Source organism: Pantoea sp. CFCC18177 (genome assembly GCF_059412425.1).
In genome coordinates, this window is the sequence record NZ_JBNBPL010000001.1 from 418138 (window position 1) to 432241 (window position 14104).

The following is a 14104-nucleotide window of genomic DNA, read 5'->3' on the forward strand; positions in this document are numbered from 1 at the left end:
AAAAAAATTCTCTTAAAGAATCAGCACGCCACCCCACTTGAATCAGTGAAAGTGCGCAAATCTGCACTGTGCTGACGCACAATACGCACAGGCTTTGTGCAACTACCTCCTTGGAGTTATGACTTCAACGTTGCCGCAACGGCCAGGATGGCTTGGGCGATGTCCAGGATGCGTTTGTTTTGATTCATGGCACTTTTTCGCAGGGCTTGCCAGGCATCCTGCTCACTAAAACCGTGTTGCTCCATCAACCAGCTTTTGGCTTGATCGACAATTTTCCGTTCATCGAGTGACGCACGCATGGTGGCCAGTTCATCGGCCTGCGCCTTTAAACGCTGCGCCTGTTCGCCGATCAGTGAAAGTACTGAACGGCCCAGTTGCGGCGCGAGGCCCTGACTGTCGAGCGTGGTTTCCTGCCCGTCCAGCCAACTGGCCCCGGCGATATAAAGAGAGAAACTGGCCTCTTCACGGTGTGCCACCTGTTGCGGGTCCGCCTGTTCACTGGCGCTAATCGCACGCTGACAGCAGTTCATGAGGGTAATGCACAACGTATCTTCTATTTGCTTCATCTGATCCAGCCGCTGGCTCAGCAGCGTAAACCATTGGAGAACCCCATTTTCACCACAAGGAGCATCGGTGCAGGCAATACGCCGCAGCCGTTCAATTTGGCTGCCCGCGTCAGCCATTTCCTGCCAGCGTTGTAGATTTTGGCTGTCAGCGAACTGGCTGAAGGTGTTGAAACTCTGCTCCTGAGCAGCGATCAGTGCCAGAATGCGCTGGCGTTGTTCCGGGCTAAAGGTCCCGGCAGCAAAACCTGCCGAACCCGTCGCGCGCTCCTGACCAGCCAACTCCTTTCCCTGCATAAAACTAAAGAGGGCGATTAGCGCACGAGAAATTTCCGGTTCGCTTGCGGTGTCTGCAGCCTCAAATACCAGGTTGAGTAATGTGCGAATCACATGGTTGAACGCCTCCATGGCTTGCGCGTGGCGACAACTTTGTTTGCGCACCTGCTGACGCAATACTGGCAGGCTATCGAGTGCCTGCAACGCGGCGGCGATTAACATGCAAAACCGACTGTAGCCCGGTTGCGCGACAGCGGCAGGTAACATTGTCATCGCTACGTCTTGCCGCTGCTGCACCTCAATCGCACGCGCTTCCAGCTCATCACCAAACAGGCGGCCCTCTGAACACAGCCAGATATTGCTGGCACCGCGCTCACGCTGCAGCACATGGATTAATTCACTGAGCGCAAGAATTTGCTCGCCCGTACGTAATAAACGTTGCAGACTCGCAATCTCGCTGGCGCGGCTAGCACGTAGATACTCCAGAGCCCGGTTCATTGCTGACTCCCACTATCAGGCAAATTTAGGGCAATACTCAAGCAAAAGCCGTGCCGAACTCGACTTCAATTTGGACGGATGGGCGCCCGTAAATTCTGAAAGTCAGAAAATTGTTTACTGGCGCAATCTTTTTTTAACGTCAAAAATAGATTAATCTTATTTAATAATTTTCATTATATCCATTGTGCGAAAATTGTGTTTTCGCCTGCGTTTTACACTTCCACTGGTAAATAAGTAAATTCATCTTATATATCACCCTCAGCACGTGTTTTTTATCACCTGTTCCAGCTGCATTTTCGCCCGGTAGCACGGGATTTCTCTCGGTGCAATGGTTTGAATTCTCAAAAGTCTTAGGTAGACTGAGCACAGCACTATCTTTCTGTAATCTGACTGTTTTTTGATGGCTTTCTTGCTGCGTAATCTGCCCGCTTCCATTGCGTGTGCCGCATTTTAATCTGCAGCTAATCTGATGAAATTTGAGGTTCATGGTGAATAAGAGTCTCGTGCTAACCCTACTGGCGGTGTTAACGTTAGCGGGTTGTAAAGCGCCAACGCCGCCCGTTACTGATGACACTTTGGTCACCAGTGAAGTCAATGGCGTTAAGCTGGTTCACCGGAATGCGGTGGCAGCACCAGCCGAGTTCACGCCGGTCAATGAAAGTTTTCGCGCACTCTATGCTGCTTCGGTCATGACCACGCCTGATTTTGGCGGCAAAGTGGTGCGTTATCTCGACAATGCTAAGTCGTTTGAAGTGCTTGGCCGTGTTGAGCACAGCTGGTTAGCCGTTGCTGATGAACCGAATGGACAGCTGATTGGTTATATTCCGCCCAAGGCTGGGGTGGAAAGCAGCCGTTATGACGCCACCGTGCGTAGCGATCGTCCACGCCCCCGCCGCAACAAACAGGTCTGTGTGGCCGTTGGAGGCGCCAGCAAGGCATGTCGCACCAACGATACCGCGACCTGGATCCTAGACTGATAATGCAATACGGCGCAGATTGTCCGCAGAAAGGTCGCTCTTTGCGGACAAGAAATAGCGCCATTGCCAGGAAAATCGAGATTTAATGACCCAGGATTCTGTTGCACGCGATGGCATTGTCGCGGGCAATGATAACCTTTTGCTTAATGCCGCAGCACCGATACTGAATGCCGTTGTTCGCCTGCGGCAGGCTGCCACGCATGATGATCCTGCCGGTTTACGCCAGCTTTTGATCGAAGAAATCCGCCAGTTTGAACAACGCTGCAAGCAAGCGGGACTGCCCTTTGAGATGATCATTGGCGCACGCTATTGCCTATGCAGCGTGCTGGATGAAGCCGCGGCACAAACGCCATGGGGCACGCGAGGCGTATGGTCTGGCAACGGCATGCTGGTGACTTTCCACAACGAAAGCTGGGGCGGTGAAAAAGTTTTCCAGCTGCTGTCACGCGTTTCGCAGAGTCCACAGCAACACCTCTGGCTGCTGGAAGTGATCCACTATTGCCTGCTACTGGGCTATGAAGGCCGCTATCGCGGCAGCGACAGTGGTCGCGCCCAGTGTGACAGCATTCGCAAGCGCCTGGCACAGTTAATTCAGGAAACTCGCCCGACTACCGTTAACCCGGCCGCGCCGCTGGTTGAAGTGCATCCCTTGGTGAGCAGCTTGACGCGACCCATGGTGCCGCTGTGGGCTTGCGCCACCTTAGCCGCTTTGATTGCCTGCCTGATATACAGCGGTCTCAACTGGCGATTGGGCAATGCAGCTGAACCCCTGCTTCGCGCCATCTATCAAACGCCATTGCCACAAATCATGCCTGGCCGTCGTCCTACCTCACCACAAGCCTTGCTCGATCTTCATCAACGTTTAAATGATGTGATTGCTGCAGGCCAGTTAGAGGTAAGTGATGGCGCATTCGGCAGTAAAGTGATCATCCCCGCAGACAAACTGTTTTCATCTGATGGCACCGTGGTCAATCAGGTTGGCCGCGCACTGCTGGCGCACGTCGCCAGCGCGATGAAAACGGTGAAAGGCACCGTTTTGGTCTCGGTGTACACCGATAACAGCCCGGTTGATGGTCGCTTTGCTTCCAGTTACGAATTCTCTTTTGCCCGCGCACGCGCCGTTACGCAGTTACTCAATCCGCAGCTCGCTGAAGGACACAGCGTGAAAGCTGAAGGGCGCGGCGACAGTAATCCCCTGCTTCCCAACGACAGCAATGAAAATCGCGCGCGCAACCGGCGCGTAGAAATCACCCTGTTCGCGGCACCGGAAACCCTTGGCAATCATCCGGGAGGTCAGTGATGCGTGCATCGATGCAACATTTTTTAACCCACCGCCTGTTGTGGAGCCTGATTGGCGTCACGGCCCTGAGTTGCGTGCTGTGGATGTTGGGCCCGCTATGGACCTGGGGTGATACCCGTCCGCTTGAGCCGATTTTCGCTCGTCAGTGCGTGGTTGGCCTGTTGTTCTTCTGCTGGGTGCTGTTCCAGTTTATTCCGGCAATCTGGCGTGGCTGGTTCAACAGCAAAATGCTTAACCGCCTTCAGGAAATGAACAGTGAGGAGCTCTCTGACCGACAAGCCACGGATACGCTACTGGCACAGCGCTTCAGCGAAGCCGCACTGCGATTAAAACGCACCCAGTTTGGTCGTCGTCATCAGCAGAGTTGGCTGGCACGTTTCCAGAGCCACTATCTTTATCAATTACCGTGGTATGTGATGATGGGCGCACCCGGCGCGGGCAAGACCACCGCACTGCTGAATGCCGGCCTCGAATTCCCGCTCACGGACAGCCTGGGTAAAGGCGCGGTGCGTGGCGTTGGTGGTACACGCCACTGTGACTGGTGGTTTACGGATAGCGCAGTCCTGATCGACACCGCTGGCCGTTATGCCCTGCAAGAGAGCCAACGCGCCCGTGATGGTGCCGAGTGGCAGAGTTTTATCAATCTGTTGAAGCGTTATCGTACCCGTCAGCCGATCAACGGTGTGATCATGACGATCAGCGTCTCGGACCTGCTCACGGACTCGGCTGAGGCCCGTCACGCGCAGGCCAGCGCACTGCGTATGCGCATGCAGGAACTGCATCAGCAAACCGGAATTCACTTCCCGGTGTATGTGATGGTGACCAAAACCGACCTGCTGAAAGGCTTTATGAGCTTTCATGCCGGTTTAAGCAAACCGCAACGCGATGCCATCTGGGGTTTTACCTTCCCGTGGGAGCCCGGCAAACCGCATAAAGATGACTGGCACAACAGCTTTACTCAGCAATATCGACACTTAGAGCAGCGTTTACAGCAACAACTCGCCAATGTGATGGCGAACGAGCGCGATCTCACGCAACGTGCGGACAGTTTCCTGTTTCCACAGGAGTTCAGTTCATTGCGCCCACTGCTCAATGAGTATCTTGATGTGGTGTTCTCTCGTCACGAGGACGAAATCGCGTGGTCGGCACGTGGCCTGTTCTTTACCAGCGGCACGCAGGAAGGACTGCCGTTTGACCGCATTATGGGGGAACTGAACCGTAAGTTGCAGTTACCGCACACTGGTGAAAACAGTTTTGCCACCTGGGATAGCGTCACCCGCCACAATCCTATCCCGGGTAACAAAGGCCAGAGCTTCTTTATTCGCGATCTCCTGAGCGACCTGGTGTTTCGCGAGAGCGGTCTGGCCGGCAGTAATCGGCACTGGGAATATCGCAACCGACTGTTCCATTGGATCGGTTATGGTGCGTTGACCGGAGCGTTGCTGCTGCTGTCGGGTTTATGGCTGGCCAGTTATCTGCAGAACCAGCGTTATCTCGACCAGGTCTCGGCACGCATTGCCCCGATCACCGTGCAAAGTCAGCAGGTATTGCATCAGCCAGCCGATAATATTTTTGATCTGCTACCCTTCTTAAATAACCTGGTAAAACTGCCATTATCAGAGCGTTTTTCCCTCGACAATCCGCCGCTTACCATGCGCGTGGGTTTATATCGTGGCAACCAGGTGAGTGATGCTGCATGGGTGCTTTATCAAAATGCGCTTAAGTCTCTGCTGTTGCCTCGTGTCGCTCAACAGATTACCAATCTGCTGCGTAACGATCCGGGGAACGATGATGAGTACAGTCGTAATGCGCTGCGCGCCTATCAAATGCTTTATCAGCCGCGAAATTATGACGGCGAGTTTTTGCGTGGCTGGCTGATGCAAAACCTGCAACGAAATCTGCCGGAAAATGTCAGCGCTCGCGATTTGCAGCAGTTGGACTGGCACCTCAGCCAACTGTTGGATCAGCAGATTCAGTCATCGCCTTATGCGCGAGACAACGCTTTGATGATGCGCAAGCTTGCGGAGAATCTGAAAAATGCCGGTGAAAACGGCAACACGCTGGCGATTGTGCCAGATGCGTTGTCGCAGCGATTGACCGGACACAGTGAGTAATGGTGAGGTAACAATGGCGACGCATACCGCGCCGGGTTGGTACGGCAAATTACCGGCCACCGGTGATTTTCTGCGCCAGCGCCTGAGCGAGAATACCGTGACGCCCTGGAGCCACTGGTTTCAACAAGGGCTGATGCATTGGCACCAACAATCCGACGCGAACACTCCGCTCTTTTTGCGTGCGCCGGTGTGGAACTTTGTGTTGCCGCTGTCGCCGCTACGTCAGCAGGTTCAGATGGGCTGTTTATTGCCCTCTTGCGATCGCGTAGGCCGTAGTTGGCCGCTGCTGGCATTACGCAGTTTTCCGCTCAGCCACTGGCATAGCGCGCAATTGGCGATGTCAGGAGATTGGTATCAAGAGCTGGGTGCTTTGCTATTGCGCAGCGTGAAAGATCGTCTCAGCCCGGATGTGCTGGAACAGCAGATGCAACAGTTAGCTCCACTGATGGTGCCAGATAACCAGCGCAGCGACATTATGGATGTCATTGGTTTTGATGACCTGCCCTGCACACTGAGCTGGCGTGAAGTGGCAGACCGATTTGATCCGCAGCAGCATATTAGCTACTGGTGGAGTAATCGCAGTGACGGATTTGCCCATGCCACACACAAACACAGTGGGCCGCTCACCGCGCAACTTTTTTCCTTACTGTTTAACCCGGCATCTGGTGCTCAGCCGGGACGCAATGGCCTCTATCCACCGATGTTTGAATAGGCTGTCGCGTTTTCCTTGTTAATGGGATGACTCATGCAATTTACCATTGTGCAGTGCAATACGGATGTGCCCGCAAAGACGGTCGCCTTTAAACCGCCGGGGGGAACTATCGGCCGCAGTCAGGACAACGATCTGGTGCTGCCTGACGAGACACGCGCGATTTCGCGTTTGCAAGCACTGGTGCATCTGTCACCTGAAGGCGAATGCCGTTTGACCAATCAGGGCAGCGTCACCTCAGTGGTGCTCAATGGCATGGTTCTGCAACGTGGTTCGCAAGTGCTGTTACATCACGGCGATGCCTTACAAATCGGTGAGTATGGCTTGCAAGTGAACGACCCAGCCTGTCAAAACAGTCAACAAGATGATCCACTGGCGTTCTTTGCAGAGAGTGCGGATGACCCGCTCGGTATTCAACAGGAACCTGATGTCCTGCCAGAGACCGCCACTGTTCGCCACGAGCGTCGCACAGATCCACGCCTCGCCATCGATCCCCAAAGTGATTCACCCGCTCTCCCTGCCGCATTACCGGGTGCCGATCAGGATAAGCTGATTGCGGCACTGTTAGAAGGTATGGGACTCAACAACGGACACCAAACGCCCTTCACCGAAGAGCAAATGCGTGTCACCGGTCGCATGTTGAGCCTGTTTTCCCAAGGCACCGTCGCTCTGCTCTCTTCGCGCTCAATTTTGAAGCGTGGAGTCAAAGCCGATATGACGATGATCCTGAACGAAGCCAACAACCCTTTTAAAATTCTGCCATCGGGCAAGACCGTACTGATGCAGATCTACCAGAGCCAGATGCCCGGCTTTATGTCACCGGAAGCTGCTGTGCGCGATGCATTAGTGGATTTGCAAGCTCACCAGCTGGGCATGATTGCCGGTATCCGCGCCATCATTGCCGCTATGCTGCAGTCGTTTAACCCGCAACGGCTGGAAGAAGAGGCACGTAAAGACGGCGTGTTGCCAAAGCTGCCGTTTAATGGTGGACGCAAAGCGGCGTTGTGGGATTACTTCTCACGCCACTATCAGCGCACGGCCGGCGAAATTGAAGATGACTTCCACACGCTGTTTGGCGAAGCCTTTTTGCACGCCTACGATATGGAAGTTAACCAGTACAAAGATTCACAGACGCGGACTGAAGACGCATGAAGATGATGTTTGCCAGTCGCTGCCAGCAGGGAATGCGCGACGAAAATCAAGACCGCACCGGGGCAGAACTCGACGAACACAAAGCCTGCTTTTTAGTATGTGATGGCGTTGCGGGCTTACCGGGTGGAGATATGGCGGCACAGATCGTTCGGGACACGCTGCTGACCTCTTTGCACAACAGCGACACCTTTACCCCTGACAGCACCCGTGCCGCCATTGAGCAATGCCAGCAGGTATTGCTGGAGGCGCAGGGAAATAATCCGAAATATGCCCGCATGAGCACCACGCTCGCCGCACTCTTTATCGACCGCGAAACACAGCGCGCATGGTGGGCGCACGCAGGTGACAGCCGGGTTTATCACTTCCGTCACGGGGTCTTGAGTCAGGTCACGCGTGACCACAGTCTGGCTCAACAGTTACGTGAAGCGGGCTATGAAAATTCCGGCATTAACAGTAATTTACTTTATAATGCGCTCGGTGTTGAGCCTGCCCGTCCCGCCACCTTCAGTGAAGTGATTTCGCTCACCGATGGTGATGCGTTTTTGGTCTGTACCGATGGGTTTTGGCTCAATCTGACCACCCACGAGATGGAACAAGCCCTGCGCATGGTCAATGCCTGCGAAGAGTGGCTGACTTTGATGGAACAAGCCGTTAACCGCAGTGTTAAAAGCGACAATCTCAGCGCTCTGGCAATCTGGATTGGCGAGCCGCAGGAAGCGACGCTGCTTTATTCCCAGGCCGATGCGGCACGTTTTCTGCCGACACGTTATTGATTCCAAGGATCCTTATGAAAGTGTGGTTGCCGGGTTTAGCGACCCTGTTGCTGGCTCTAAATGCACAAGCTGATGATTATCGCGTGGTTTACTCGCCGAGCCTGTCATTGGAAGTTTATATCGATAACGTGGCCAGCAATTCGCCGAATGACTGGTGTAAAGAGACACTGCCGTTACGCATTGTTTCAGGTAAAAGCACCGATTCCAGCATCCTGACCAGCTTCCTGCCACGCGTGGGGACGCTGTTAGCGAATCAGTGTGGCACGCTGGATGAACTCCCCTGGCAGATGACCAACAAAGACGGGAGCGTCCTGGCGAATGGTAGCGCAGCCAAACTGCAAAACTGGCGCCCTATTGTGATTAACGATGCCACTGCCAGCGCCAGTGCCAGTAACGCCGCCCCGCTTGACCTGTCAAAACCAGCAGATACGGCCCCCTTGCAACACTTCGCTTTGCCGGCCGGATGTCATTTCCGCACCTGGTGGGATGAAAATGGCGATTCACTCTTTATTCCTGACAATCCGCAACAGCACTGCTCGACCGAAGGTTGGCTGGAAGGCCCAAGTGATATCACGCTGATGAACAACGGTAATACCCGCAGCGTGGCGGTTAACTTTTATCAGGGCTACCCGATTGCCGACCTTAAGCTAAGCGGCCCAGCGCTGGAAGTCGTCGCCGTGAATAAGCAGCGCATGATAGTGACGCGCCCTGATGCAGATGATAGCTGGCTGGTGCTGCCCTTTGACAGCCAGCAGCACGTGTGGCGCTTCACTGGCAACCTGCTGATTAAAATGGATAAGACAGCCGGCCAAGACAGCGATGCGGTTAAGAAGCGAGTTGAAACTTTACGTGGCGTCTGGTCGCCACAATTTATGCCACAGCAAAAAGTGACTGTGTTACTGATTGACACCCTGCATGCGGATCTGGCCGATCCGGCGATTGGTGCCTGGCGTAACATTAATTAATTAGCGATCGTCGCCCTGGATCAATGAAGTTGACCGGGCGCTACAGGACGTGTTCAGAGAGTTCACTATGTCGGCAAACGAAAACCACACACCGAATGCCCTGCCTGCGGGCTATCGGTTTAACGAATTTGAAATCAAGGAAGTGATCGGCGGCGGTGGCTTTGGCATTGTTTATCGTGCCTGGGACCATCAGCTCGAGCGCACCATCGCGATTAAAGAGTACATGCCGGTTTCTCTGGCGGTGCGTGCTGCCGACCTGTCGCTGGAGCTGCGTGGCGAACGCTTCCAGAAACTGTTTAATGCCGGGCGCAACAGCTTCATTCAGGAAGCGCGCCTGCTCGCACGTTTTAATCATCCTGGTCTGCTGCATGTCTTGCGCTTCTGGGAAGAGAACGGCACCGCCTATATGGGCACACTTTACTACAGCGGCATGACGCTGAAAGAGTGGCAAGTGACCTGCCCGGAAAGCATCAGTGAAAGCTGGATCCGTCGCCTGCTGCCTCCGCTGTTTGGTGCCATCAATACCATTCATACCGCGGGTTATCTGCATCGTGATATTTCGCTGGATAATATCCAGATTCAGGAAAACCAGTTACCGGTGTTGCTCGATTTTGGTTCCGCGCGCAAGGAGATCGGCAACCTGTCGGACGAAACCGAAATCATGCTGAAACCCGGCTTTGCGCCGATTGAACAATACAGCGAAGAGGGCGAAGTCGAACAAGGGCCGTGGACGGATATCTATGCGCTCGGAGCGGTGCTACACAATCTGATCACCGGTCATGCGCCACCAGTGAGCGTGGTGCGTTGTATCGAGGATAACTACCAGCCGCTGGTCGAACGCCAGCCAGAGAGCTACTCGCTGCCGCTGCTTCATGCTATCGACTGCGCGCTGGCCATGAAGCCGGCTGACCGTCCACAAAATATTGATGCCTTTGCCAGCCTGATTGATTTACCTGTCAGTGATGTTGAGGCGCTGGTGACCACCTTCCCGGTGATCGCCGAAGTCCCGGCTGCCGAGCCGGTCGCGGTTGTGGTGCCAGAACCTCAGGTGATGGCGGTGAATCATGCTGCCGCCGCCATTGAACCCGTGACGCCGCGTAATGTGCGTCGTCTGTCGCCAGGTTTAGTTGCTGCGGCGGCGATTGCGATTCTGGCGGTGGTGGTTGTGGTATGGAAAGCCAATCGCCACAGCGATGCGCCACCAGTCACCTCGATCCCTGCGGCAACCGCACCCATGGCAAACCCCAGTGCGACTCCCCCTGGTCCCTCCCTGGCAACGGTCTATTTACGTTTACAGGAAGGCGACAATATCGTGCTGAATGGTGAAGTGAAGGATGTGAAGCCTGCCAGCAGCGGTTTTGCCTCACTGAATCTGGCAGCCGGCAACTATCGCATTGAAGTCCATCATGGTAGTGAAGTGCTGGCGCAATCACTCACGATTGATAAGCCGGGAACCTGGCTGATTAATCCCGGCAAACCCTGATTAGCGCGCTGCAGATTTTTGCAGCGCTCTGACCTCTGCGGCCAGACGCGTTAAGGCTTCTTCTTGCATACCGCGTTTGCCCAGCTCCTGTTCCAGCGAATAGAGATATTGGGCATTCGTTCCCAGCGGCCCACTCGCTTGTGCGATCAATGGCGCGATAGTGCTACGGCAGGAGTCGGTTTCATACAGCGGATGTCGAGGGTCCATGATAAACACCAACGCAGTCACCTTACGCGCATCATCCAGCTCCAGTTCACACCAGGTTGGCAGGTAGCAGCCGGTGATCATCTCACGCTTCCATAACAACTCGAGTTCATCATGCAGTCGGGATTCCGGCAGACGGAACGCCAGCCCGCTGGTTGCACCGCCCTCTTTCAGCGCCAGCATACGACCAGGAGCCTCTACCGTGCCGCGTCCGGCGGTAAGGCGTAAACAGAACGCCCGATGCCAGCCTTCCAGCCGCCCGGAAGCCACTTCTTCCGCTTCAAAAACCGGATTCCACATCAGGGAACCATAGCCAAAGATCCAGACCGGGCTTTGGTCAGGGCGACAGGCCAGCGTGGCCGCAAGCGATGCTGCGCGCTTTTCACAGCTCCACAGCAGCGCTTCGTCAATATCGCCAAAGGATGTTTTACAATCCGCTTTTAAAAGAAATTCCCGGGTTAACAATGCGACCTCCTCTACTGCGCTGACATCCTGTCGGTTCGGCTCCTCAAAGATGATGTCTTACAGGCAACACGCGTTGCGTCGACTTAAGAGAAGACATTAATGCATTTTTCATAAAAGTTTCAAGATTGACCCCGATCACAAAGGGGAAATTCTTCGTAAATAGCATCGGCTGCCTGGCGAAGAACTTGAATTAGGGAGGCGGTTTAATAGAGAGTCATGCATGCAAGTTAGAAAAGTCTAACTTTAGTTAAATAAACCGAAACTTCTTAATCAAACCAAAATAAGAGCGATTTAACCTCGTTAAATTTGGTGCCATTTTATAAATTAAGTGAATTTACTCTCATTTCAACCCAATGAATATCAGACGTTATTACTGGATAATACTCAGTTTTATCAACTTAGGTCATTAATATTCATTAAGTAAAAACGCGTAAAGACTCTGCAACACAACTGTTGAAAAGTTACACTGCGCTGCGTCAGAAAAGTCATTATATTTATCAGGCACTGATGGCCTGTTTTGGTTCTTTTTTCCGGAGAGGATGGTGAATGGCTACACATGAAAAGACCCGACATACCGAATACTCGCTGATTTTCCCCATTGCTGCGCTCGCGGTGCTGAGCTTCTTTGGCGGCCAAACCGCGCTGATGCCGGTTATCGGCATTAACTTGCTGTCTCTGGTAGCAATCCTCTGCAGTGCGTTCAGCGTAGTACGTCACGCCGACGTTCTGGCACACCGCCTGGGCGAACCCTATGGTTCGCTGATTTTAAGCCTGTCGGTGGTGATATTAGAAGTGAGCCTGATCTCCGCATTAATGGCCACCGGTGATGCTGCACCGGCGCTGATGCGCGATACCCTCTACTCCATCATTATGATTGTTACCGGTGGCCTGGTTGGTTTTGCACTGCTGCTCGGCGGACGTAAATTTGCTACGCAATATGTGAATCTGGCAGGCGTGAAACAGTACATGATCGCCATTTTCCCGTTGGCGATTTTGGTGTTGGTGTTCCCTAACGCGTTACCGGGTGGTAATTTCACCACCGCCCAGGCACTGATCATCGCGGCTATTTCAGCGGCGATGTATGGCGTGTTCCTGCTGATTCAAACGAAAACGCACCAGAGCCTGTTTGTGTATGAGCATGAAGATGACGGCGACGATGGCGATCCTCATCACGGCAAACCTTCCGCTCACAGTTCTGTGTGGCATACCATTTGGTTGATCGTGCATCTGATTGCCGTTATCGCGGTCACCAAGATGAACGCCAATACTCTGGAGCAACTGCTGACAGAACTGAATGCACCCGCGCAGTTCACCGGTTTCCTCGTCGCGTTGCTGATTCTGTCACCAGAAGGTTTGGGGGCGATCAAAGCGGTGTTAATGAACCAGGTCCAGCGCGCCATGAACCTGTTCTTTGGTTCGGTGTTAGCCACGATTTCCTTAACGGTTCCCGCAGTCAGTATCATTGCCACCCTGACGGGCCAGCAACTGATATTTGGCCTGGAGCCACCGCATATGGTGATCATGAGTGCAGCATTGATCTTGTGCCACATCTCGTTCTCAACCGGACGTACCAATGTGCTAAACGGTGCCGCGCACCTGGCGCTGTTTGCAGGTTATTTGCTGACGATAATGCTGTAGGAACGCGTAGCGGCTCAATTTATTGCGCGCCCCTGGCAGTCACACCGCTGCACGATTGCGCGATAAATCGCGCCGCTACCACCATAAAAAAAGGCGCCATCGGCGCCTTTTTTACAATCATCAGCAATCAATCAGTTGCTGGTATCCAGCTCCGGGAAGCTCTTCACCAGATCATCAATCGCTTTCATCTGCACCAGGAACGGCTCCAGTTTATCCAGCGGCAGCGCGGAAGGACCGTCGCACTTCGCGCTGTTTGGTTCTGGGTGCGCTTCAATGAACAGACCGGCAATACCCACAGCCATACCCGCACGGGCCAGTTCACCCACCTGCGCACGACGGCCGCCAGAGGCCGCACCGAATGGATCTCGGGTCTGCAGAGCATGCGTCACGTCGAAGATCACCGGGCTGTTGTTAGTGACTTTCTTCATCACGTTAAAGCCAAGCATATCCACAACCAGATTGTCATAGCCAAAGTTGCTACCACGGTCGCACAGGATCACTTTGTCATTACCGCCTTCGGCGAATTTATCGACAATGTTACCCATCTGGCCAGGGCTAACGAACTGAGGTTTCTTCACGTTAATCACCGCACCGGTTTTCGCCATTGCTTCAACCAGATCGGTTTGACGTGCGAGGAAGGCAGGCAGCTGAATCACGTCAACCACATCAGCAACGGGCTGCGCCTGTGATGCTTCATGAACGTCAGTGATGATTTTCACGCCGAAAGCCTGCTTCAGCTCCTGGAAAATCTTCATGCCCTCTTCCAGGCCCGGACCGCGATAAGATTTGATGGAAGAGCGGTTAGCTTTGTCAAAAGAGGCTTTGAACACGTAAGGAATGCCGAGTTTATCGGTCACTTTTACATAGTGTTCGCAAATACGCATGGCGAGGTCGCGCGATTCCAGCACGTTCATACCGCCAAAGAGAACAAATGGCAGATCGTTTGCGACCTTGATATCGCCAATATTCACTATTTTCTGGGTCATG

At 53.7% G+C, this 14104-nt stretch carries 12 protein-coding genes; 9 read left to right on the forward strand and 3 right to left on the reverse strand.

Annotated elements, in window-relative coordinates; genetic code table 11:
* Window positions 1–116: 116 nt before the first annotated feature.
* Window positions 117–1337, reverse strand: a complete 1221-nt coding sequence (locus ACPUC8_RS01880; protein WP_039335214.1) for a nitrate regulatory protein — start codon at window positions 1335–1337, stop codon at window positions 117–119.
* 485 nt (window positions 1338–1822) lie between these two features.
* On the opposite strand from ACPUC8_RS01880, the gene ACPUC8_RS01885 reads away from it, so the two are divergent.
* From ACPUC8_RS01885 to ACPUC8_RS01920, 8 genes are all read left to right on the forward strand, one after another.
* Window positions 1823–2314, forward strand: a complete 492-nt coding sequence (locus ACPUC8_RS01885) for an SH3 domain-containing protein (RefSeq protein WP_197063365.1) — start codon at window positions 1823–1825, stop codon at window positions 2312–2314.
* A gap of 85 nt (window positions 2315–2399) precedes the next feature.
* Window positions 2400–3614: a type IVB secretion system protein IcmH/DotU gene (gene icmH / locus ACPUC8_RS01890; RefSeq protein ID WP_039335213.1), complete on the forward strand. Its 1215-nt coding sequence runs from the start codon at window positions 2400–2402 to the stop codon at window positions 3612–3614.
* Window positions 3614–5728 carry a type VI secretion system membrane subunit TssM gene (gene tssM / locus ACPUC8_RS01895; RefSeq protein ID WP_494925494.1) on the forward strand — a complete coding sequence of 705 codons (2115 nt, stop codon included), beginning with the start codon at window positions 3614–3616 and terminating at the stop codon, window positions 5726–5728. The genes icmH and tssM overlap by 1 nt, the downstream gene beginning before the upstream one ends.
* A 13-nt stretch (window positions 5729–5741) precedes the next feature.
* Window positions 5742–6440, forward strand: coding sequence for a type VI secretion system-associated protein TagF (tagF, locus tag ACPUC8_RS01900; RefSeq protein WP_039335209.1), 699 nt, complete (start codon window positions 5742–5744; stop codon window positions 6438–6440).
* 33 nt (window positions 6441–6473) lie between these two features.
* Window positions 6474–7589 carry a type VI secretion system-associated FHA domain protein TagH gene (gene tagH / locus ACPUC8_RS01905; RefSeq protein WP_039335207.1) on the forward strand — a complete coding sequence of 372 codons (1116 nt, stop codon included), beginning with the start codon at window positions 6474–6476 and terminating at the stop codon, window positions 7587–7589.
* A complete protein-coding gene (locus ACPUC8_RS01910; protein ID WP_494925495.1) occupies window positions 7586–8362 on the forward strand; it encodes a PP2C family protein-serine/threonine phosphatase in 777 nt (258 codons plus the stop codon). Before tagH ends, ACPUC8_RS01910 begins: the two co-directional genes overlap by 4 nt.
* 14 nt (window positions 8363–8376) lie before the next feature.
* Entirely contained in the window at window positions 8377–9327 is a 951-nt protein-coding gene (locus tag ACPUC8_RS01915) for a hypothetical protein (RefSeq protein WP_039335204.1), read from the forward strand.
* 67 nt (window positions 9328–9394) lie between these two features.
* Entirely contained in the window at window positions 9395–10810 is a 1416-nt protein-coding gene (locus ACPUC8_RS01920; RefSeq protein WP_494925496.1) for a serine/threonine protein kinase, read from the forward strand.
* Here the strand turns inward: ACPUC8_RS01920 and ACPUC8_RS01925 are convergent, their stop codons facing one another.
* The gene (locus ACPUC8_RS01925; protein ID WP_039335199.1) at window positions 10811–11479 is read right to left on the reverse strand and encodes a gamma-glutamylcyclotransferase; all 669 of its coding nucleotides are present in this window, start codon (window positions 11477–11479) and stop codon (window positions 10811–10813) included.
* A 546-nt stretch (window positions 11480–12025) separates the two neighbouring features.
* On the opposite strand from ACPUC8_RS01925, the gene chaA reads away from it, so the two are divergent.
* The gene (gene chaA, locus ACPUC8_RS01930; protein ID WP_039335196.1) at window positions 12026–13117 is read left to right on the forward strand and encodes a sodium-potassium/proton antiporter ChaA; all 1092 of its coding nucleotides are present in this window, start codon (window positions 12026–12028) and stop codon (window positions 13115–13117) included.
* Window positions 13118–13248: 131 nt separating this feature from the next.
* Here chaA and kdsA read toward each other — a convergent pair whose 3' ends face one another.
* Entirely contained in the window at window positions 13249–14103 is an 855-nt protein-coding gene (gene kdsA, locus ACPUC8_RS01935) for a 3-deoxy-8-phosphooctulonate synthase (RefSeq protein WP_039335194.1), read from the reverse strand.
* Between the last annotated feature and the right edge of the window lies 1 nt (window position 14104).